Genomic DNA, 19,927 nt, shown 5'->3' on the forward strand with positions numbered 1-19,927 from the left:
CATTCTCAATGAGGGGGAAGTGGCAGCGCGTTTGCATGATGTGCTGCAATTTTCTGTACCCACTGTTGGGCGCGCTCTCGTTCACCTAAGGCCTGTAATAACTGCACAAGTTCCTTGGCAGCTTGTTCATCTTTTTGCAAACGCAAATAGCTCTCGTAGTAATCGCGTGCTTTTGCCCACAATTGGTTGCGCTGGCAGATATGTGCTAATGCCAATTGCAAGGCAGGATCTTGCGGGTGCTCTTTCAACCATTTTTCAGCGGTTTGCAGCTGTTGAATACCGTCTTGTGCCGCTGCATTGCCATACAAAGACACCCACTCCGGCAGCCATTGTTTCGCCAATTTTTTGCGCAACAATTCTTCCGCAGCCACACCGTTGCCGTGTGAAATCTGTAAGCGGCAAAGTTCACTGATCATAGCCACATCTTGCAGCGGCTTCTGGCGATGTTGTTTGCTGAGTATTTGCAACACGGTTTCTGTTTCGCCGCGCTGGCGATAGCTATCGACTAACAATTTTTGCACATAGGCATGGCGCGGATGCTCTGCCGCTAAAATCTCTAAAATTTCGTGCGCTTTTTCTGGCACGCCGATTTGCTGCAACAACTGCGCTTGATAAATGCTGATCGGTGTGCGTGCTTCTGGCAGCATTTCCTCTGCTTTGCGCAGCAAATTTTCTGCACTGGCAAGATCACTATTTTCAATACGTGCTTTCGCTGCCAATAAATAATTGAGCACAGCGTTGTCAGATTTATCCGCTGCTTTTTGCAAATCGCGGCTTGCCGTACTCCAGTTACCTTCCAACAGTGACAAATAGCCACTCAGCGTTAAATCCTGCACTTTGCGTTGATTGCGGCGATTCATCCAACGACTGATACGGCGCGGTGTAAAAAAAACGGTATGTATAACACGCACAGCGTAGTAACCCGCTACCGATGCCAGCACCATCGCCGCCACTACAAACCACAAAGGCATTTCCACCGTGGTTTGACCGAAAACAAAAACCACAAAGCTGTTGTCCAACGCAATTAAACGCAACAACAGCGGCAGGCCAACCAAGCCCACTACAAACAATAAAATCCAGCGGCGCATCAAGGCAACTCCTGCACAGCATCACCTGCGTCACTGTCATCACCCAACATCAATGCATTACGAATCTCTTCTGCGCGCTGTTCAATTTGTTTTTGCACAATCGCCAAAGAATCAGAAACGCTAGGCATCGGCGGCGCAATTTCTATCCGCATCAAACCTTGTACTTCATTTAGCCACTCTTGTACAACAGGGTCGGAAGTTTGGCAGTATTGACTCACCCAAGCGTGGGCACGCGCCAAATTGCTGGCGTAAGTTTCTTGTTGTGATTGCAACAAACCCAACTGTGATTGCAGTAAGGCTAGCTGCAAATTCTGCGAGAAATACAATTCCTGTTCTGGCGGCAGCAGCGGTTCTACCGGTTGATCGTAGTGACGCACACGCACGATTGACAACAACCTATCCCACAACACATCGCTGTAGCTTTTTTCTTCTTCGCTGGCAGCATCATCACCCGCCTGTAAAAAACGATTTTCACTGGTGAGCATACCGGTTTGTGAAGATAACGCTTGCAAGCGCAAATAAATGCCGTCGCGATCAACACGCGGTACGCTTTTTAAAGCAGCGCGATCTTTAGCAATCGCACTGCGCACCGGCAATAAGCCTGGATCTTTTTGTTGCATGATGGCTGCTTCCGCAGACGCTAACAGCAAATCGGCGGTATCGGCATCGTGCGTGATAAACAAACGCTGATGCGCCTGTTTTAATAAAAATTCTGCTTCTGCCAAGCGCCAATAACTGGTATCGATACGATCCAAACCGCGCAGTTTCTCATTGTTGTCTTGTAAAATTTCTGTTGTTCTCTGACGAAACTGTTTTTCATCCGCCGTTTGTTTTTCCAAGCGCAGTTTTAATGCAGCTGTTTGCTCGGTTTGTGTCGTCAACGCCTGTTGCGTAAGTTCGCGTTCATGGTCGATCCGTGTCCACTGCTGCCACAGCCACAATCCGCCAGCGGCAGTTGTAATATTGAGCAACAATAAAAAAAACCATGCGCCGTATTGCAACCACGAGCCACCGCGTTTTTTCGTCTCAACGAGCGGAGCGGCTGTTGTTTCTGCTGCTGGGAGTGTTGTATCGGTCATAATGAATACCAATGTGTAATCGTTTGAAAAATACAGTCGTCAGTTGCGTTCACTGCCGTACAAAGTTGCGCAAAACCTTCGTGCTGCGCACGCTCGGTGACGCGCGTACCCGGAACAACTAACGCGAGGTTAGCACGCGCTGCTGCATGATGATCGATCTGCAGCAAATGTTGCAGCGTTTCCACGCTGTTGATGCACGCAAGTTTTTGCGCGGTATCTTCATTGATCCACGCCGCCCACGCTGCCGCTGCACCATCGGGCAACACACGCTGGTACAGCTCGCAGTAATCCACGCTCGCGCCGCGCTCGCGTAAAGTCTGCGCCGTTTTTTCTCGCCCACCACAACCACGAAAAATTACGCAATGTTTTCCCTGCGCTGTTTGCAAAGCGGGCATAGCCAGCATGCCCTCGCTGTCCATGCGTGCGGGACTGATGGCGGCGATACCGTGTTCACGCAAAAACTGTGCAGTGGGGCTGCCCACAGCAATGCTGGCGATGTGTTCTGGCCAAGCGATGCCGTGTGCAGCCAACGCTGCCAGTAATTGTTCTGCGGCATTGCGGCTGACAAAGATGGCGACATCCACACGCGCCAACTGCTGCAAACAATCGGCAACGCGCTGTTTAGCGGCTTCGTCCGTCAATGGCGCAATAGCGAGTAGCGGAATGGAAACCGCCTGCGCGCCTGCGCTTTGCAAGCGCTGCACGAGCGCATCGCCCTGCCCGAGCGGACGCGTTACCGCGACGGACAAACCCGCCAACGACAATACCTCAGGCATCATCGCCCGCCTGATTACCGGCGTGGTAGACCGCCTGCAAAATACGATCCGCACCCTGCGCCAACAGTTGTTCCGCCACGCGCACACCCAGAGCTTCTGCTTCATGGCGCGGCGCGCGCGCTTCGGCACTCAGCATTTCACTGCCATCGACACTGCCCACCAGCCCGCGCAGCCACAACGATTCGCCTTCTTCGATGGCATAACAAGCGATTGGCACTTGGCAGCCGCCCTGTAAATGGCGGTTCAAGGCGCGCTCCGCGATCACGCGGTCGGCGGTACTCGCGCAAGCCAGCGGCGCGATCAAGGCGGCGATTGTGCTGTCATTGCTGCGCAGCTCTATACCCACCGCACCCTGCCCACCAGCGGGCAAACTCACTTCTGGCGCCAGCACTTCGCGAATGCGATCAGCTAGACCCAAGCGCTTCAAACCCGCAGCAGCGAGAATGATGGCGTCGTACTCACCGGCATCCAGCTTCGCTAAGCGCGTACCGACATTGCCGCGCAGATCGCGGATATCAAAATCCGGTCGCAGGCGGCGCAACTGGCATTGGCGGCGCAAGCTAGAAGTACCTACCACCGCGCCCTGCGGCAGCGCGGCGAAGCTGTCGTAGCGCGTGCTGACAAACGCATCAAACGGCGTTTCGCGCGGGCAGATCACGCCCAGCTCCAGCCCTTCTGGAAACGCCATCGGCACATCTTTCATGGAGTGCACGGCGATATCCGCCTCGCCCGCCAACAGCGCCTGCTCCAATTCTTTGACGAACAGCCCTTTGCCACCGATTTTGGCGAGTGGTGTGTCGAGAATGCGATCGCCGCGTGTAGTGAACTTCAGCAATTCGACGACGATATTCGGATGATGACGCTCCAATTCGCGCTTCACGAATTCCGCCTGCCACAGGGCGAGCGGGCTTTGGCGAGTGGCGATGCGCAAGCGCGGTGCAGTGGTATTCACGACTAAAAATCCAGCGAGAAAATCATGCTCATGATAGCAGAGCGCGGCGCAGCTCCTTACAATCACTGCACGATTCCATCGCACGAAAAACACAACAAGATGTTTGTCCGCCGCCACGCTTTCGCTCTGTATTGCACACTGCTGCTGTTATCAGCCGTTTTATTGGCGGAATTTGTTTTGCTGCCACGATTATTCGGCATGCCGCGTGACTTATTACTGTTGGGTTTTAACGCAAAACCCAACGAAGTGATTGACGGGCAACGCATCAATACCATGGGTTTTACCGGCGATGTGATCAGCCAACAAAAATCATCCAATACCGTGCGCGTATTAATTCTCGGCTCCTCCACGATGTTCAATCGCCACATGGCTGAACAAATGAAAGCCGCGCTACAAAAATCTTTACCCAATAAAAATATTGAATTATTGGATGCCGGTATTCGCTCACACACGACGCGCGCCGATGTCATCAAACTACAATATCTCAAACACTACGCTTGGGATTTCGTCCTAATTTACAACGGCATCAATGATTTGTGGGCCAACCATGTGCGACCGCAAGATTTTTATGCCGATTACCGCCACACCGATCCTTGGCATCGCAGAAGTTTTTTACTCGATCACAGTTTGATTGCGCGCCATATTTACAACAACAGCTACACATACATTCGTGTACTCAATACAAAAATGAGCGAAGCTTTTTTTCCTATCTATCAATTTGTGTTTCCAAAAAAACCGTACATCAATGCCGCCGACTTTGCATCACAAAACAGTTTTAGCGACAACATCAACACCCTTATCGATATCAGCCAACAGATCGGCGCAAAACCTGTGTTGCTCACTTTCGCCTACCACTTACCTGCAAATTATTCGCGGCAAGCGTTTTTGAATCAGCAATTGGATTACCGCAACCCCGACAACTACGACAGCCGCGATGTCTACAACTGGGGGCCGCCTACTTATGTGCGCGAAGGTTTGGACAAAGAAAATACTGCGCTGCGTGAGATTGCTGCACAGCGCAAAATTGCTTTAATCGATATCGACCAACAAATGAGCAATCACGGCGCGTGGTTTGGCGATGTCTGTCACTTCAATAATGAAGGCGTAGCGCAATTTACTGCGCGCGTTGCGCAACATCTAGCGGCGCAGGCTGCGCCAGCTACGGCAACAACAGCGGAACAATCTGCTGCAAATCCGTCACAATAAAATCCGGCTGCCGCACTTGCTCTGGCCAAGTTTTCCTATCCAGATTGACCCACAGTGTTTGCATACCCACCGCTTGCGCGCCTTGTATGTCGTCTACAGGGTGATCGCCAATATGCAGCACTTGTTGCGGCGCAAGGTTTTCACGCGCTAATGCAGCGAGAAACATATCGGGCGCGGGTTTTCCCTGTGGAAAATCGTCCGCCGCAAAATGAAAAGCGAAGAAATGATCGAGGCCGATGGCGCGCAAACTGGCATTGCCATTGCTAATTGCGCCTAAAGTGAAATGCTGAATCAGCGTTTGTAGCAGCGCGGGCGCTTCATCAAAGATCGCTACTTGTTGACGCAGCGCCCAAAAAATATCGAAGGCTTGATTGGATAATTCATCTGCCCGTTGTGCTGTTGCGCCAGCCTGTAATAACGCATCGCGCGTTGTCACACGACGCAGCTCACTCACGCGAAAACGCAACGCGGGATAATGTTCGCGCGCCTGTACGCGCAGATCAAAAAAACCTTGCGCAGAAAATATTTGTGCAAACGCCGGCAACTGTTCGCACAGAAATTGATAACTTGCTGCTTCGGCACGCACCAAAGCATCATCAGGATTCCACAGCGTGTGATCCAAATCGAAAGTAATTAAACGAATAGCGCGATTATTCATCGCCAGCTTTCGGTGCGCGTTTGTGTGCACGCGGATGCGCGGCATCGTAGACATTGGCCAAATGTTGAAAATCCAAATGCGTATAAATTTGCGTCGTGGAAATACTGGCGTGACCCAACAATTCTTGCACTGCGCGCAAATCGCCACTGGATTCCAACATATGGCTGGCAAACGCGTGGCGCAACATGTGCGGATGCGCCGGCTCATCCAAACCCTGTTTCACGCTGTAATGTTTTAAGCGCAATTGAATAGCGCGCACACCCAAACGCAAACCTTTTTGATTGATAAACAGTGCATATTCCGTCGCGCCTTCGGCAATTTTTTCGCCGCGCACACGCAACCACTGTTGCAGTGTTTTGATCGCCATGCGCCCAACCGGCAACACGCGCACTTTGCCGCCTTTACCCGTAACGCGCACCAAACCCTCGGCTAAATCGATTGCGTTCAAATCCAATCCCGCCAATTCCGACAAACGCAAACCAGAGGAGTAAAACAATTCGAACATGGCGTGATCGCGGCGCGCTATCCAGTTGTCGTCATCAATCGCCAGCAAGCGATTCATTTGATCGACATCTAAAGCTTTCGGCAATTTCTTGGCGCTTTTCGGTGCGCGTACTGCCGCGACAGGATTGCTATCAACCAAATGTTGCCGACCCAGCCACGCAAAAAATTGTCGCCACGCTGAAAGCAAGCGTTGCAAGCTACGCCCCGACAAACCTTTGTGATGCAGCGCCGCCACCAACTGCCGCACATGAAATTCGCGCCACTGCGCCCAATCACTCAGCGCATTTTGTTGTGCGTGTTGCGCGAGCAAAACCAAATCGCGTTGATACGCCGACACGGTGTGCGGCGACAACCTGCGCTCGCTGGCGAGGTATTGCAGGTAGCGATCGAACTGCGCCTGCATCGCGTTGCGCTACGCAGTAGTTTCGCAACGCACTAGCGTGCGCGATACCACATCGGCGATATAAGTCAGAAACATCGTGCCCATGCCGCTGCGATAATGCTCGGGATCAAAGCTACCAATGGCCAGCACAGCCAGCAAATTTTCACCTGCAGCCGCATGAGGTCGCGCAATGCTAACCACTGCCGCCGACTGCACTGGCTGTGATGCCTGCGCAAACAAAAATGCGGTTTCTTCTGGGCGCAAATGCCCGCAAACCGGCTGACGCGCCATCAACAAGGCATTGATCTGCTGCTGCGCTTCTTGCAAGGCATCGCCTTGCAGCAACAGTAAGCGGCAGACATCCACTTGATAGTCGTCGCGCAAGCTGGCTTCCACCGCATCGACCACACCTTGCACATCGCGCTGCTCCAGCAGAGCGAGTACCAAACGCTGTGTTTTCTGGAACAGGCGTTCGTTATCGCGTGCGATATCCAACAAGCGTCCTAAACGCTGGCGCACATCGCGGTTGCGTGCACGCAGCACACTCACCTGACGCTCCACCAGCGAAATCGCGTGTTCACCGGTGTGGTGTGGCAGCGCCAACTCCGAAAGCAGGCTTTCATATTCGATAAAGAAATCTGGATGTTGGCGTAAATAGTCGGCGACGCGATCAGGATTCAAAGCCCGTTCCTCCATCAGCTCAGCGTGGCTGCGCTCGTGAAATACATCGTCTAGCAGCGGGATATCGGTGTGTAAATCTTTCATAGGAATCAATAAATTCGTTGGCGTGAAAAGATGGACGGTGCAACCGTGCTTATGTTACTGGTTTATTGCTGCACTTTGCTGGCACTGTTGTGGTCTTTCTGTTAGCGTGCGCCCGCTTTTTTCAACACACCATCACCCCATCCACAATGATTCCAGCTATATTTGCAATCACCTATTCATTGTCGATAGAGTTCAAAGGACAGTATGCTTAAAACCATCAAGCGTATCTTTACAGGTCAGGGTGCCAATACGCGCCCCAATACAGGAGCGGACACGATGCCTGCAAAAAACAAAGCTGCAAAACCACAAAAAAGCACCAGCAAAACAACAAAGCCTGCAGCTAAGCCCGTTGCGAAAAAACCCGCAGCAGCAAAGGCGCCAGTAAAAGCCACAGTAAAAGCACCGGCGAAAGTGGCAGCCAAAGCTGTTGCTAAACCTGTTGCAAAAAAAGCTGCTGCTAAACCAGCTGCGAAAAAACCCGTAGCAGTAAAAGCACCGGTAAAAGCGGCAGCCAAAGCTGTAGCTAAACCTGTTGCAAAAAAAGCTGCTGCTAAACCAGCTGCGAAAAAACCCGTAGCAGTAAAAGCACCGGTAAAAGCGGCAGCCAAAGCTGTAGCTACTAAACCCGTAGCTAAACCTGTTACAAAAAAAGCTGCTGCTAAACCGGCACCAGCAAAAGCACCTGTCAAAGTTCCTGCAAAAGCAGCTGCTAAACCGGCTGTAGTTGCAAAACCTGTTGCAAAGCCAGTTGCAAAATCCGTTGTAAAACCAGCTGCAAAGCCCACCACCAAACCGGCGGCAAAAGCAGCACCCATTAAACCCGTTCCATCACCCAAGGGGTCGAGCAGTAAACCTGTGAGCAGTACGACAAAATCCACCACCAGCAAAACCGCTAGCAAAGCAGCACCCGCCAGTGCAGCAAAAACACGCAAAGCGGCTGACAAACAAGAGTTCATGCCCTACCAAGAAAAAATTGGTGAGGACTACATGAACGATGAGCAAAAAGCACACTTCCGCCAATTGCTGCTCGACTGGAAAGCAGAGTTGATGCAGGAAGTGGACAGAACTGTGACGCACATGAAAGATGGCGCTGCCAACTTTCCCGACCCCGCTGACCGCGCCACGCAAGAAGAGGAATTCAGCCTCGAACTGCGCACCCGCGACCGTGAGCGCAAGTTGATCAAAAAAATCGACAGCACCATCGAGCTGATCGAACAGGACGACTACGGCTACTGCGAACAGTGCGGCATCGAGATCGGCGTGCGCCGTTTGGAAGCGCGCCCGACTGCCACCCTGTGCATCGATTGCAAAACCCTCTCTGAAATCAAGGAAAAACAGACAGGCGTGTGAGCACCCGCTCATTGACGGGGCGTTTCGCTCCGTCGCCTTCTGGTTCACTACACGCAGGTTCTCTGTTAGCGGCTGTCGCCAGCTTTGTCGATGCGCGTGCGCGCAATGGGCGCTGGCTGGTGCGCATGGAGGATATCGACCCGCCGCGTGAAATGGCGGGAGCCGACCACCTCATCCTGCAAACCCTCGAGCAACACGCGCTGTATTGGGATGGCGAAGTGCTGTACCAATCCACCCGCGCCGCGCGCTACCGCGAGGTGCTGGCGGATCTACAAGCGCGTCAGCTCGCCTACCGCTGCGCCTGCGCACGCGCGCGCTTGGCAGGGTTGAACCATGTTTACGATGGCCACTGCCACCTGTACCCACCGCCTGACGAGCAAGCCTGCGCCCTGCGCTTGCAACTGCCAAACAAAACAGTTCACTTTGATGACCGCATCTTGGGTGCGCAAAGCCAGCACTTGGCAGAGGCAGGCGACTGCATCATCCATCGCAAAGACGGTTTGTTCGCCTACCAACTTGCCGTGGTGGTGGACGACATCGAGCAGGGCGTCACCGACATCGTGCGCGGCAGCGACATCCTGCCCGCCACCGGCATTCAAATACATCTCACGAAATTGTTGGGTGGAATCCCGTCGCGCTACGCCCATGTGCCCGTGTTGTTAGGTGCCGATGGGCAAAAACTCAGCAAGCAAAATCGCGCTCCCGCGCTGGATAACACCCGCGCTTCTGCCAATCTCCACCTTGCGCTCACGCAGCTAGGGCAAACCCCGCCAGCAGAGCTAGCGCACGAATCACCAGCCACGATATTGAAGTGGGCGATTACTCACTGGGGTATGGCGAAGATAAAAAACGGGCTTTGACTTAAAGCCTAACCTGTCCGCGAAACACGGTAGTGGCAGGCCCCGTCATCAGCACTGGCTGATTTGCGCCTTGCCATTCAATGTTTAGCTCACCGCCAGGGAGCGCGACCTGCACGGGGCTTTGCAACCAACCGCGCCGGATGCCAGCCACCGCTGCCGCGCAAGCGCCAGTGCCGCAAGCCAGCGTTTCGCCGCTGCCGCGCTCGAACACGCGCAGGCGGATGCGATGGGCATCAACCACTTCCATAAAGCCGACATTGACGCGCCGTGGAAAGCGCGGGTGGCGTTCGATAGCCGCACCTAAACTGGCGACCTCGGCGGTATCGACATTGTCCACGCGCAGCACGGCGTGGGGGTTGCCCATGGAAACGGCGCTGATCTCCACGGTTTTACCGTTGATTTCCAGTGAGTCGGCGCTTGCTTCGACAGGTGCTTCAAAGGGAATTTGTGCGGGCGCAAAGATAGGCGCGCCCATGTTCACCTGCACGCTTTCATCCGCCAAGACATTCAGTTCGATGATGCCAGAAAGTGTTTGCACACGGATACGGCGTTTGTTGGTGAGTCTTTGCTCACGCACAAAGCGCGCAAAACAGCGCGCGCCGTTGCCGCACTGCTCCACCTCGCTGCCATCGGCGTTGAAGATGCGGTAGCGGAAATCGACATCCGGCTGCTCCGGCGCTTCCACGATCAACACTTGATCGCAGCCGATACCAAAACGGCGATCCGCGATAAAGCGCACCTGTTCCGACGAGAGGTAGCCGCGCTGAGAGATGAAATCGAACACGACAAAATCGTTGCCGAGTCCGTGCATTTTGCTGAATTTGAGCAACATGATCGCTGCCGATAGTTAAGCGAAGTAGCTTGGCAGTATACGGGGCGGTTCCCCTGCTGTCATACCGCGAGCCATTGCCCCAGCGCGGCGGCGAGCTCGCCTACACCCTGCTTTGAAGGCGCGGAAAACAACTGCACGCTGACTGGCACGCTGCGTGTGCTCAACTGCTTACGCACTTGCAGCAACACTTGCTGCGCGGGACCGCGATTGAGCTTGTCCGCCTTGGTCAGTACGCAATGCACGGGCAGCGCGGCACTCTCTGCCCAATCGAGCATATTGCAGTCAAAGTCTTTCAGCGGGTGGCGAACATCCATCAGCAATACCAAACCGCGCAGGGTCTCGCGCTCGCGCAGGTAATTTTCCAGATGCTGCTGCCACTCCTCCTTCATCTCTTGCGAGACTTTGGCGTAGCCGTAGCCCGGCAGATCCACCAAGCGCTGTGCTGCCGCTTCATCCAGCGCGAAAAAGTTGATCAAGCGCGTGCGCCCCGGCGTTTTACTGGCGCGCGCCAACTGGCGGTTGTCAGTCAGCACATTGATGCAACTGGACTTGCCTGCGTTCGAGCGACCGGCGAACGCAACCTCCGCACCAGTATCCGGCGGGCATTGCGAGAGCTTGGCGGCACTGGTAAGAAAGCGTGCGCGGCGAAAATCGGTGGGGCTAATGACTGTCATGGGGGAGGAATCTCTATCAACCAAGCACCACAGTGCTTTTCCGTTCAGCGGAGGAGCAGTATATAATGCTGCGGTTTTTTGGGGGCATCGCGACGCTGTTCGCTATCTGCCAACTTCGCTCTACTTGTGGTGAGTCTATGAAATCGCTGATTGGAAAAAGTGTTCTTGTGCTCGGCTTGATGATGGCCGCCCCCGTGATGGCAGGTGATGCTGCTGCCGGCAAAGCATTAACAGAGGCCTGCGCTGCCTGTCACGGCGCCGACGGCAATAGCGTAATGGGGACTTTTCCTAAACTCGCTGGACAAAGCGAAAAATATTTGCTGAAGCAATTGCAAGACATTAAAAGTGGCGAGCGCAAAGTGCCAGAAATGACGGGCCAACTCGACAAACTAACTGACACCAATCTGGCTGATATTGCCGCTTTTTACGCACAGAACACTATGTCATTGTCCGGCTCAAAAGATGACAAAGAAATGTTGGCGCTGGGTGCAAAAATTTATCGCGCCGGCAACAAAGAAGTGGGCATTCCCGCTTGTATCGGCTGCCACTCGCCTACTGGTGTTGGCAATGCGCCTGCCGGTTTCCCGCGCGTGGGTGGCCAACACGCGGATTACATCGCCAAACAATTGCGTGATTTTCGCGCCGGTTCTGAATACACCGACAAAGGTCGTCACAATGACGGTGACATCAAAATTATGCGCGCCAGTGTGGCTCGCATGAGCGACAAAGAAATTGATGCCGTCGCCAACTACATTGCCGGCTTGCATTAATCACTGCACGCAGGGAACTCTGCAACGCAACATGAATCAGAAAGGCGACGCGTAGTCGCCTTTTTATTGTTAGACACTGGAGCTCATCATGAAAAGAATTTTAGCCACACTGTTATTGCTGTCCGCACCGCTGTTGTCACTGAGTGCGCAAGCCCAAGCCACGGCAGAAAAATACACTGCTGGCAAAGATTACCAAGTGATCTCGGTACCTGTGCACACGGCCAACCCTGACAAAATCGAAGTCAACGAAGTGTTTTGGTACGGCTGCCCACACTGCTACACCTTTGAAGCAGCACTGGAGCCTTGGGCTAAAAAATTAGCCAGCGATGTGGATTATCAACGCACGCCAGCTATTTGGCGTCCAGCGATGGAAATACATGCTCGTGCTTACTACGCCGCGAAACAATTGGGCAATCTCGATGCCATGCACAGCATTATTTTCAAAGCCATGCAGGATGAGAAAAAAGCGTTAGCCAATGAAAACGAAGTGGTGGCGCTGTTCGTTAATCACGGCACGCCAGAAGCGGATATTCGCAAAGCCTACAACTCGTTCTCTGTGCAATCACAAGCGCGTCAAGCCGATGCCCGTGCACGCAGCTACGGCGTACAAGGCACGCCTGAAATTGTGGTCAACGGCAAATACCGTATTTCTACAGCCGATGCCGGCTCGCAAGAAAACATGCTAAAAGTGGCAGATTTCTTGATCGCCAAAGAACGCAGCAACAAAAAGTAATTTCTTCCTCTCAAGAAAACCAACGACCGGAGCTTAGGCTCCGGTTTTTGTTTCTGACACCGTTACAATGCCGCTATGGATATTTCATCGCTACTCGACACCCTTAATGACGCACAGCGCGAAGCGGTCAGCGCGCCGCCAGAAAACCAGCTAATTCTCGCCGGCGCGGGCAGCGGCAAAACGCGCGTGTTAGTGCAACGCATCGCGTGGTTGTTGCGCGTGGAAAATGTACCGCCACACGCCATCCTCGCCGTCACTTTTACCAACAAAGCCGCGAAAGAAATGCGCGGGCGCTTGGAAGAAATGCTGGGTAGCTTGTCGCGTCATTTGTGGGTCGGCACTTTTCACAGCCTCGCGCATCGTCTGCTGAAAATGCATTGGCGCGAAGCCAAGTTGCCAGAGCAATTTCAAATTCTCGACAGCGACGATCAACTGCGTTTGATCAAACGCGTGATGAAAAATTTGGAAGTCGATGAAGGTCGCTGGCCGCCGAAACAAATTCAGTGGTACATCGGTGGACAAAAAGACGAAGGCCAGCGCGCCAAATATTTGCAGCGCACCGGCGATCTCTACAGCGACACATTGATCAAAGTGTATGCCGCTTACGAGGAAGCCTGCGAGCGCGGCGGCTTGGTCGATTTTGGCGAACTGTTATTGCGCTCCCACGAACTGTGGTTGAACGCGCCCGAATTATTAAAACATTATCAACAGCGTTTTCAGTTTTTATTGGTGGATGAGTTTCAAGACACCAACACCATTCAATACGCGTGGCTGCGCGTGTTGGCAGGGCAAGAGACTTTTGTCACTGCGGTGGGCGACGACGATCAATCCATTTACGGCTGGCGCGGCGCGCGCATTGAAAACATACAAAGATTTTCGCGCGATTTTACCAATGTGCACACCGTGCGCCTCGAACAGAATTACCGCTCCACTGCCACTATTCTGAAAGCTGCCAATGCCGTGATCGATAACAATCGCGGGCGCATGGGCAAAGAGTTGTGGACCAACAGCGTGGAAGGCGATTTGATTTCCGTCTACGCCGCGTTTAACGAGCAAGACGAAGCGCGTTTTATTGTTGATCGTATCAGTGCATGGGTTGAAGCGGGTGGCGCGCGCCGCGATGTGGCACTGCTGTATCGCTCCAATGCACAATCGCGCGCACTGGAAGAAGCACTGCTACAACGCGGCCTGCCTTATGTGGTGTACGGCGGGCAAAAATTTTACGAACGCTTAGAAATTAAAAATGCACTCGCCTATTTGCGTTTGATCGCACACCGCCACGACGACCCTGCGTTTGAACGCGTGATCAACACGCCGACACGCGCCATCGGTGAACGCACGGTGGAAGACATCCGCGCTTGTGCGCGTGAGCGGTGGTGCTCGCTGTGGCAAGCGGCAGAAATTTTGACGCAAAACGACAGCCTGAGCGCGCGCGCCAACAATGCGGTGCGCGGGTTTTTATCGCTGATCGCAAGACTGGATGTAGAAACACGCGAAGAGCCGTTGCACAAAATTGCCGAACACGCGATTACAGCCAGCGGCTTGTTGGATTATCACCGCAACGAAAAAGGTGAAAAAGGCTTAAGCCGTGTGGAAAACTTGCAGGAATTGATCGGCGCCTGCAAAGCCTTTGAAGCGGAAGATGAGGAGCAATCTGTACTCGGTCAGTTTCTCGCCACCACCGCGTTGGATGCGGGCGACACCCAAGCAGAACCGCATTCCGACAGCGTGCAATTGATGACACTGCATTCCGCCAAAGGCTTAGAGTTTCCTTTGGTATTTATTTCTGGCGTGGAAGAAAATTTATTTCCGCACAAAATGTCGATGGACGAACCGTCGCAACTCGAAGAAGAACGCCGCCTCTGTTATGTCGGCATCACGCGCGCCGAGAAAAAACTGTATCTCACTTACGCAGAGTCTCGTCGTTTGTACGGCAATGACTCCTTCAATTTACCTTCACGATTTATCCGCGAAATCCCCAGCGAATTATTGGAAGAAGTGCGACCGCGCACCAAGGTCACACGGCCTGTTTATCACGAGCGCAAAGCGCCGGCGTTTTTGCAACAACAAACAACGGATGACGGCAGCTTCCATCTTGGTCAGCGCGTTACACATCCTGTTTTTGGTGATGGGTTTATTCTCAATGTCGAAGGCAACGGTGCACGCACGCGCGTACAAATTAATTTTGATGATCACAGCTTGAAGTGGTTGATGTTGGCGCAGGCGAATTTGAGTGTCGTATCGTAAACAGACATCTCTGTCACACCGCCACACCAAATAACTGCCCCACTAACGCCGTTAACATCATCGCCAAACATCCCCAGAAAGTTATTCTTATGGAAGCTTTCACTACCGACGCGCCACCAATACGCGCAGAAATTCCACCCAAAATTGCCAAGAAAATTAGCGACAACGCCGCAACTTGCAGAATTAAATTTTGCAATTGCCCCCACCAAGCAACCGACAACGGCAACAGCGAACCTGTTGCAAAACTGACTGCTGACCACAGTGCCGCTTGCACTGGTCGCGCTCGACCACCGTCTGTTATGCCAATGTCATCTCGTGCATGCGCACCCAAGGCATCATGCTTCATCAGTTGCTCAGCCACTTGTATAGCCAGATCAGGCGTAAGACCGCGCGCTTCATAAATGTTGGCAAGTTCTTCTTTTTCCGCAGCAAAATTTTCTTGCAGCGATTTTTTTTCAATGGCGAGATCCGCGTTTTCCGCATCAGCCTGTGAACTAACCGACACATATTCCCCAGCAGCCATCGACATTGCACCGGCAACCAATCCCGCTAAACCCACCAAAAGAATTTCGTTTTGTGTTGTGTTGGCTGCTGCAATACCGATGATCAAACTACTGGTTGAAATAATGCCGTCGTTCGCACCTAAAACGGCAGCGCGCAACCAGCCGATGCGATGCGAGCGATGTTGTTCAGTATGCGTCATGTATTTTTATCCACTTAATTTCTCACTAAACATACTGCACACCGTGGTTTTTCCCGTGTAATCCGAACCCCAAGTGCGGTAGCGCGTGGTATCAATATGAATACGGCCCGATGGATAAACACTAAATCCCATATTCCATTGTTTGCCTTGTGTGCGCCAAAAACCACACAACGCTTCTGTGCGGCTCTCAGAGCCCAGCACACGAAAATCCAAGGCAAAACTATTGACATGTGTACTACGCACCGCACCGCCAGCGCAAGCATTGAGCGTTGGCGTGCGATAACCTGAATACACTTCCACATCACCGACAACACCAGTATTTTTCAGCTGCTGTAACAATTTCAACACCGAGGCCATGGATGCCCATTGTGTGCGCGGCGGCATAACAAACGGTTCCGCATGGCACTCCTGCCAAGAAGACGCGGAGCGCAACAACTGTGCCGTTGGTAGCACTTCTGTCAAATTGCGCTCATGTAAATAGCGCTCCAAATTTTTTATTTCTGTTTGATGGCGCAACTGCCACACAGCAAAACTGTTGGGATCTGGTTTTGGCTCACTTATTTTTTTCACCGAGGTACAGGAGGCGAGCAACATCAGCATGGCCAGCAAAGCTATGCTGCGGTGTAATTTTTTTTTCATGCATCCCTCAAAGGTAGTAACTTTTCTATTTGCTGTTGAGTCAGACCTTTAATTTCAATCACCTTTCGCTGCGATGTTCCACCGTTAACAATCGTAAGCGCTGCTTCATTAATACCGAATAATGTCGCTAATAATTTAATCACTGCCTGATTGGCTTTACCTTTTTCTGGTGGTGCCGCTACTTTAATTTTCAAAGCATCACCTAGCCAACCCGCTATTTCTGTACGAGAAGACCCTGGAATCACTTTTATTTCTAAATGACACTGCACCAAATCAGCTCGCACTCTGCACATCAATCAAACTTAGCCGCAATCTCATCGTACGCGGATGACCAATGCAATCCCAATCAATAACCAAGGAATGCCAATCAGTGCTGAAATTAAGCTTGCTCCGTAAAGCTCCCAGAACTGATTTATTCGTGCCTCTGATGGAGCATCAGGAATAAATACGACAGGGACAGCTGACCCCTCTGGGTAATTTTCAGGTGACTTAACGCACCAACTATCCGAGAAAATGTAGTGATTCTGCTGATAGTTAAATTGAACAGCTGGACATAAGCGACTTCCTAGCTTTGGCCTCCTGCTTGAGTATGTCGGCCGTTCGTATTTAATGATGACGCCCGTTTCAAACACGCCAGATTTCGCTAGTTGCATCGTGCTCCATGCTAATTTTGTAGAATAGCCAACAATAGAAAATCCTGGGATGCAAAAAATAAGAAAGAAAATAATTTGCAGCTTTAGTCTCATAGGCTTCTTGATATCCGTTCCTGTATTTACCGTCCCTAAATCCAGCGCCTTACTTTTTTTGTGTACTGCGTAAATTCATCCCCGAATAAAACCAGCATTGCCCTTTCTTCAGGCACAATTTGAAAACGAGTGATGTAGGCAACAAACGCCGCAACACCTAGCAATGTCCACGCCGACCCCAAATAAGATGCCCACGCCAATAAAACCAGCGCCAAACCCAAATACATAGGATTTCTCGTTGCGCGGTATACACCCGATGTAACCAAGTGCGTTGCTGTTTCAGGCTTGAGTGGATTTACTGTTGTTTTGGCTTTGCGAAAAGACAAGATCCCAGCGACTGAAAAACCCGTGCCAGCGATCCAAAAAAGTACGATGCCTATGATTTGTAGGGTGCTTATGGGCTTCTGTGTGCCGGCAGCTAAAAACAACATAGCAACACCAGCCAAAAAAGCCACGACAGGGGGAGGTATTTTATTTTCTATTTTCACTGCGACATCATCCTTAGTGTTTTATCACCTACAAACCGTAGATTACATCACTCTATGCCGCAAATGAGGGCTCCCTCCCTCGATGCAAGGCTTTGTGGTTTATTTCACTGCACTGGTGATAATGCTTCTATTGTGTCATTGATTGCTGTGCGGACATCTTCATTGCTTGTCTGCTCTAATACTGTTTTCAACATGGGCACATCAGCCTCCGAGCCTAGCCCTGATAAAACTTCCGTAGCTTTTATTGCCACATCCGGATTTTTTTCACTCAATCCCAGTTTAATGATTTCAATCGCTGCGCTGTATTCTTCCATTGAAACATTGCTCAGAATTTCTTGTTTGACTTCGCTGGAGACATTTTCATTGGTAATCAGTTTTGCCATTAACGCAGAATTCGCTGCTGTCGGCTCCATACCAAAAATAATGAACGTCTGATCTTCTTTATTTTTTGATAGAAAATATTTCACTTGTTCTTCAGCTGGCATGCTCGAAATTTCTGGCTCTTCCCCGTCCAACTCTGCCATCATTTTCTGTACTTCTTCTTGTGTTGGCTGATTGGCTGCTTGCGGCTTTGTTGCCGGTAACTGCGCTGTTGCCGCCTGTTGTGCTGTTGGTTGATAGCGAGTGACAGACACGCTTATCGGAAAACTATCTTGCAAGTTAGCAAACTGCATATTGATGGCATACGGTATATCGATAAACGCTGCACTCAATACTTTGCGGAGCGTTGCATCATTGATATGAATAGTAACGGTTTGTGTGTTATCACCATCAACGGTAATGTTTGCGCCCGTCAGCTTAGACAGCTCCGCCACAAACGCCGAGCGTGGCATATTTTCAACATTGATCGATAGCAACTCACCATTATGTTGAAACGGTGTTTTTGCTTGCTGTGTTGCGACAGAAAGATTGGCGTCATTGCCTGTGGTGGGTGAATCTTCTTTGCCGCACGCACCGAGCGAAACGATTGCTGCCAATAAAAAAACACGGTGTAGTGAACGCATTGTGCTCTCTCCTCTGACCTTTACGGGTTAAAAAACCCGCACAAGGCGGGTTTCAGTTCTGTTTGTTAGCTTAGCGGTTATCAATGCCCGCTGCCAGTGAGGGATTTCACCATGTCTTCGACCACTTTTTTCGCATCGCCAAAAATCATCATGGTTTTGTCGAGGTAGAACAAATCGTTGTCGAGACCAGCATAACCCACAGCCATAGAGCGCTTGATGACCATAACGGTGCGCGCTTTGTTGGCTTCCAAAATCGGCATACCGAAAATGGGTGAGGATGGATCGGTTTTTGCAGCAGGGTTGACGACATCGTTTGCACCGATAACCAACACCACATCGGTGGAGGGGAAGTCGCTGTTGATCTCGTCCATCTCTTTGACATCTTCGTACGGCACATCCGCCTCTGCCAACAACACATTCATGTGGCCTGGCATACGACCGGCAACAGGGTGAATGGCGTAGCGCACATTCACGCCTTTTTCTTTCAGCGCTTCCGCCAATTCTTTTACCGCATTTTGTGCGCGCGCTTGCGCCATGCCGTAGCCGGGAACGATGACCACGGAATCGGCATTGCCCATCAAAAACGCCGCATCATCTGGCGAGCCGGATTTGTAGTTCTTCTCTTTGCCGTCATCGCTAGATGCACCAGCAGCTGCCGCGCCAAAGCCGCCGAACAATACATTAAACAGTGAGCGGTTCATTGCACGGCACATAATGTAAGAAAGAATTGCACCGGATGAACCCACCAAGGAGCCCGCGATAATCAGCATGGAGTTGCTCAGCGTAAAGCCGATACCTGCAGCGGCCCAACCAGAGAATGAGTTCAACAATGACACCACCACCGGCATATCACCGCCACCGATAGGCGCGATCCAAAAATAGCCCAACACAATCGCTGTGCCGGTCATAATCCAAAATGTCGTCATGCTTTCTGTGAGAAAGTAATGCACGCCACTGGCCAACATCACAAGAGCCAATGTCGCTTGCACCACTTTTACCCAGCTACCGTGCAGCGATTTCGCCCATTTTTTGGCTGCCAATTTGCCGAAAGCAAACACCGACGCACTGAAAGTAATCGCACCGATAAAGCAGCCGACAAACAATTCAAAACGGTGAATCGCATCGTGTTGCATACCTTCGTGCAGTGCCGCAGCAATCGCAATCAACACTGCCGCCAAACCGACGAGCGAGTGCATCAGGGCAACCGTTTCTGGCATTTGTGTCATCGGCACCGTGCGTGCACGAAAAATACCCAGCGCTGCGCCCGCTGCCATAGCAGCCAAGATCAAACCCACATTGGGATTGGGTGCGACAAAGAAAGTCGCCAATACCGCTAGCGCCATACCGATCATGCCGTAACGGTTTCCCATAATGGCCGAAGAAGGCGATGACAAACCACGCAGCGTCAAAATGAAAAGAACAGCACCAATCAGGTACGCCCAGTTTGCGTAATGAGCAATAGTTTCCATGA

General features: G+C 51.8%; 23 protein-coding genes. 6 read left to right on the plus strand and 17 right to left on the minus strand.

Features of this window, described 5'->3' with window-relative positions:
* Window positions 1–5 precede the first annotated feature (5 nt).
* The 4 genes from R3E63_01795 to hemC are packed head-to-tail and all read right to left on the minus strand — an operon-like array spanning window position 6 to window position 3,895.
* On the minus strand, window positions 6–1,088 hold the full coding sequence (locus R3E63_01795; GenBank protein ID MEZ5538694.1) for a heme biosynthesis HemY N-terminal domain-containing protein: 1,083 nt from the start codon (window positions 1,086–1,088) through the stop codon (window positions 6–8).
* Window positions 1,088–2,167 carry a uroporphyrinogen-III C-methyltransferase gene (locus R3E63_01800; GenBank protein ID MEZ5538695.1) on the minus strand — a complete coding sequence of 360 codons (1,080 nt, stop codon included), beginning with the start codon at window positions 2,165–2,167 and terminating at the stop codon, window positions 1,088–1,090. Before R3E63_01800 ends, R3E63_01795 begins: the two co-directional genes overlap by 1 nt.
* Window positions 2,164–2,946, minus strand: coding sequence for a uroporphyrinogen-III synthase (locus R3E63_01805; protein MEZ5538696.1), 783 nt, complete (start codon window positions 2,944–2,946; stop codon window positions 2,164–2,166). Before R3E63_01805 ends, R3E63_01800 begins: the two co-directional genes overlap by 4 nt.
* Complete coding sequence (gene hemC, locus R3E63_01810) at window positions 2,936–3,895, minus strand: hydroxymethylbilane synthase (protein ID MEZ5538697.1); 960 nt, start codon at window positions 3,893–3,895, stop codon at window positions 2,936–2,938. The genes R3E63_01805 and hemC overlap by 11 nt, the downstream gene beginning before the upstream one ends.
* A gap of 24 nt (window positions 3,896–3,919) precedes the next feature.
* On the opposite strand from hemC, the gene R3E63_01815 reads away from it, so the two are divergent.
* Complete coding sequence (locus R3E63_01815; GenBank protein MEZ5538698.1) at window positions 3,920–5,101, plus strand: SGNH/GDSL hydrolase family protein; 1,182 nt, start codon at window positions 3,920–3,922, stop codon at window positions 5,099–5,101.
* Here the strand turns inward: R3E63_01815 and R3E63_01820 are convergent.
* The 4 genes from R3E63_01820 to R3E63_01835 all read right to left on the minus strand — a co-directional run bounded on the left by R3E63_01820 (window position 5,055) and on the right by R3E63_01835 (window position 8,366).
* Window positions 5,055–5,759 carry an HAD family hydrolase gene (locus R3E63_01820; protein MEZ5538699.1) on the minus strand — a complete coding sequence of 235 codons (705 nt, stop codon included), beginning with the start codon at window positions 5,757–5,759 and terminating at the stop codon, window positions 5,055–5,057. The genes R3E63_01815 and R3E63_01820 overlap by 47 nt on opposite strands.
* Window positions 5,752–6,666, minus strand: a complete 915-nt coding sequence (xerC, locus tag R3E63_01825; protein MEZ5538700.1) for a tyrosine recombinase XerC — start codon at window positions 6,664–6,666, stop codon at window positions 5,752–5,754. Before xerC ends, R3E63_01820 begins: the two co-directional genes overlap by 8 nt.
* Before the next feature lie 9 nt (window positions 6,667–6,675).
* Window positions 6,676–7,341, minus strand: a complete 666-nt coding sequence (locus R3E63_01830) for a DUF484 family protein (protein MEZ5538701.1) — start codon at window positions 7,339–7,341, stop codon at window positions 6,676–6,678.
* A 305-nt stretch (window positions 7,342–7,646) separates the two neighbouring features.
* Window positions 7,647–8,366, minus strand: a complete 720-nt coding sequence (locus R3E63_01835; protein ID MEZ5538702.1) for a hypothetical protein — start codon at window positions 8,364–8,366, stop codon at window positions 7,647–7,649.
* Between the two features lie 31 nt (window positions 8,367–8,397).
* Between R3E63_01835 and dksA the strand changes: the two genes are divergently transcribed.
* Complete coding sequence (gene dksA, locus R3E63_01840) at window positions 8,398–8,760, plus strand: RNA polymerase-binding protein DksA (protein ID MEZ5538703.1); 363 nt, start codon at window positions 8,398–8,400, stop codon at window positions 8,758–8,760.
* Window positions 8,757–9,620, plus strand: a complete 864-nt coding sequence (gene gluQRS, locus R3E63_01845; protein MEZ5538704.1) for a tRNA glutamyl-Q(34) synthetase GluQRS — start codon at window positions 8,757–8,759, stop codon at window positions 9,618–9,620. The genes dksA and gluQRS overlap by 4 nt, the downstream gene beginning before the upstream one ends.
* Window position 9,621: 1 nt before the next feature.
* Here the strand turns inward: gluQRS and dapF are convergent, their stop codons facing one another.
* Window positions 9,622–10,452 (minus strand): diaminopimelate epimerase, encoded by an 831-nt coding sequence (dapF, locus tag R3E63_01850; GenBank protein ID MEZ5538705.1) that lies wholly within the window; start codon window positions 10,450–10,452, stop codon window positions 9,622–9,624.
* 59 nt (window positions 10,453–10,511) lie between these two features.
* Window positions 10,512–11,126 (minus strand): ribosome biogenesis GTP-binding protein YihA/YsxC, encoded by a 615-nt coding sequence (gene yihA, locus R3E63_01855; protein ID MEZ5538706.1) that lies wholly within the window; start codon window positions 11,124–11,126, stop codon window positions 10,512–10,514.
* 137 nt (window positions 11,127–11,263) lie between these two features.
* On the opposite strand from yihA, the gene R3E63_01860 reads away from it, so the two are divergent.
* From R3E63_01860 to uvrD, 3 genes are all read left to right on the plus strand, one after another.
* Complete coding sequence (locus R3E63_01860) at window positions 11,264–11,896, plus strand: c-type cytochrome (GenBank protein MEZ5538707.1); 633 nt, start codon at window positions 11,264–11,266, stop codon at window positions 11,894–11,896.
* Window positions 11,897–11,984: 88 nt separating this feature from the next.
* Window positions 11,985–12,629, plus strand: coding sequence for a thiol:disulfide interchange protein DsbA/DsbL (locus tag R3E63_01865; GenBank protein MEZ5538708.1), 645 nt, complete (start codon window positions 11,985–11,987; stop codon window positions 12,627–12,629).
* 75 nt (window positions 12,630–12,704) lie between these two features.
* Window positions 12,705–14,876, plus strand: a complete 2,172-nt coding sequence (gene uvrD, locus R3E63_01870) for a DNA helicase II (GenBank protein MEZ5538709.1) — start codon at window positions 12,705–12,707, stop codon at window positions 14,874–14,876.
* A gap of 13 nt (window positions 14,877–14,889) precedes the next feature.
* Here the strand turns inward: uvrD and R3E63_01875 are convergent, their stop codons facing one another.
* The 7 genes from R3E63_01875 to R3E63_01905 all read right to left on the minus strand — a co-directional run bounded on the left by R3E63_01875 (window position 14,890) and on the right by R3E63_01905 (window position 19,925).
* On the minus strand, window positions 14,890–15,579 hold the full coding sequence (locus tag R3E63_01875) for a VIT family protein (GenBank protein ID MEZ5538710.1): 690 nt from the start codon (window positions 15,577–15,579) through the stop codon (window positions 14,890–14,892).
* 6 nt (window positions 15,580–15,585) lie between these two features.
* Window positions 15,586–16,218 carry a D-Ala-D-Ala carboxypeptidase family metallohydrolase gene (locus R3E63_01880; protein ID MEZ5538711.1) on the minus strand — a complete coding sequence of 211 codons (633 nt, stop codon included), beginning with the start codon at window positions 16,216–16,218 and terminating at the stop codon, window positions 15,586–15,588.
* The gene (locus R3E63_01885) at window positions 16,215–16,502 is read right to left on the minus strand and encodes a DUF167 domain-containing protein (GenBank protein ID MEZ5538712.1); all 288 of its coding nucleotides are present in this window, start codon (window positions 16,500–16,502) and stop codon (window positions 16,215–16,217) included. The genes R3E63_01880 and R3E63_01885 overlap by 4 nt, the downstream gene beginning before the upstream one ends.
* Before the next feature lie 30 nt (window positions 16,503–16,532).
* Window positions 16,533–16,964 carry a DUF3592 domain-containing protein gene (locus R3E63_01890; protein MEZ5538713.1) on the minus strand — a complete coding sequence of 144 codons (432 nt, stop codon included), beginning with the start codon at window positions 16,962–16,964 and terminating at the stop codon, window positions 16,533–16,535.
* A gap of 35 nt (window positions 16,965–16,999) precedes the next feature.
* Window positions 17,000–17,395, minus strand: coding sequence for an isoprenylcysteine carboxylmethyltransferase family protein (locus R3E63_01895; GenBank protein MEZ5538714.1), 396 nt, complete (start codon window positions 17,393–17,395; stop codon window positions 17,000–17,002).
* A 161-nt stretch (window positions 17,396–17,556) separates the two neighbouring features.
* Entirely contained in the window at window positions 17,557–18,456 is a 900-nt protein-coding gene (locus R3E63_01900) for a HEAT repeat domain-containing protein (protein ID MEZ5538715.1), read from the minus strand.
* Between the two features lie 80 nt (window positions 18,457–18,536).
* A complete protein-coding gene (locus tag R3E63_01905) occupies window positions 18,537–19,925 on the minus strand; it encodes an NAD(P)(+) transhydrogenase (Re/Si-specific) subunit beta (protein MEZ5538716.1) in 1,389 nt (462 codons plus the stop codon).
* Window positions 19,926–19,927 lie beyond the last annotated feature (2 nt).

This window comes from Pseudomonadales bacterium, assembly GCA_041395665.1.
Lineage (GTDB): Bacteria > Pseudomonadota > Gammaproteobacteria > Pseudomonadales > UBA7239 > UBA7239.

What these genes read in the sequence shown, in the direction of transcription:
- R3E63_01795 (MEZ5538694.1), bottom strand. Translation starts at nt 1,088, where the DNA reads ATGCGCCGCTGGATTTTATTGTTTGTAGTGGGCTTGGTTGGCCTGCCG.
- R3E63_01800 (MEZ5538695.1), bottom strand. Translation starts at nt 2,167, where the DNA reads ATGACCGATACAACACTCCCAGCAGCAGAAACAACAGCCGCTCCGCTC.
- R3E63_01805 (MEZ5538696.1), bottom strand. Translation starts at nt 2,946, where the DNA reads ATGATGCCTGAGGTATTGTCGTTGGCGGGTTTGTCCGTCGCGGTAACG.
- R3E63_01815 (MEZ5538698.1), top strand. Translation starts at nt 3,920, where the DNA reads ATGCTCATGATAGCAGAGCGCGGCGCAGCTCCTTACAATCACTGCACG.
- R3E63_01820 (MEZ5538699.1), bottom strand. Translation starts at nt 5,759, where the DNA reads ATGAATAATCGCGCTATTCGTTTAATTACTTTCGATTTGGATCACACG.
- xerC (MEZ5538700.1), bottom strand. Translation starts at nt 6,666, where the DNA reads ATGCAGGCGCAGTTCGATCGCTACCTGCAATACCTCGCCAGCGAGCGC.
- R3E63_01830 (MEZ5538701.1), bottom strand. Translation starts at nt 7,341, where the DNA reads ATGGAGGAACGGGCTTTGAATCCTGATCGCGTCGCCGACTATTTACGC.
- R3E63_01835 (MEZ5538702.1), bottom strand. Translation starts at nt 8,366, where the DNA reads ATGAACTCTTGTTTGTCAGCCGCTTTGCGTGTTTTTGCTGCACTGGCG.
- dksA (MEZ5538703.1), top strand. Translation starts at nt 8,398, where the DNA reads ATGAACGATGAGCAAAAAGCACACTTCCGCCAATTGCTGCTCGACTGG.
- dapF (MEZ5538705.1), bottom strand. Translation starts at nt 10,452, where the DNA reads ATGTTGCTCAAATTCAGCAAAATGCACGGACTCGGCAACGATTTTGTC.
- yihA (MEZ5538706.1), bottom strand. Translation starts at nt 11,126, where the DNA reads ATGACAGTCATTAGCCCCACCGATTTTCGCCGCGCACGCTTTCTTACC.
- R3E63_01860 (MEZ5538707.1), top strand. Translation starts at nt 11,264, where the DNA reads ATGAAATCGCTGATTGGAAAAAGTGTTCTTGTGCTCGGCTTGATGATG.
- R3E63_01865 (MEZ5538708.1), top strand. Translation starts at nt 11,985, where the DNA reads ATGAAAAGAATTTTAGCCACACTGTTATTGCTGTCCGCACCGCTGTTG.
- uvrD (MEZ5538709.1), top strand. Translation starts at nt 12,705, where the DNA reads ATGGATATTTCATCGCTACTCGACACCCTTAATGACGCACAGCGCGAA.
- R3E63_01875 (MEZ5538710.1), bottom strand. Translation starts at nt 15,579, where the DNA reads ATGACGCATACTGAACAACATCGCTCGCATCGCATCGGCTGGTTGCGC.
- R3E63_01880 (MEZ5538711.1), bottom strand. Translation starts at nt 16,218, where the DNA reads ATGAAAAAAAAATTACACCGCAGCATAGCTTTGCTGGCCATGCTGATG.
- R3E63_01890 (MEZ5538713.1), bottom strand. Translation starts at nt 16,964, where the DNA reads ATGAGACTAAAGCTGCAAATTATTTTCTTTCTTATTTTTTGCATCCCA.
- R3E63_01895 (MEZ5538714.1), bottom strand. Translation starts at nt 17,395, where the DNA reads ATGTTGTTTTTAGCTGCCGGCACACAGAAGCCCATAAGCACCCTACAA.
- R3E63_01900 (MEZ5538715.1), bottom strand. Translation starts at nt 18,456, where the DNA reads ATGCGTTCACTACACCGTGTTTTTTTATTGGCAGCAATCGTTTCGCTC.
- R3E63_01905 (MEZ5538716.1), bottom strand. Translation starts at nt 19,925, where the DNA reads ATGGAAACTATTGCTCATTACGCAAACTGGGCGTACCTGATTGGTGCT.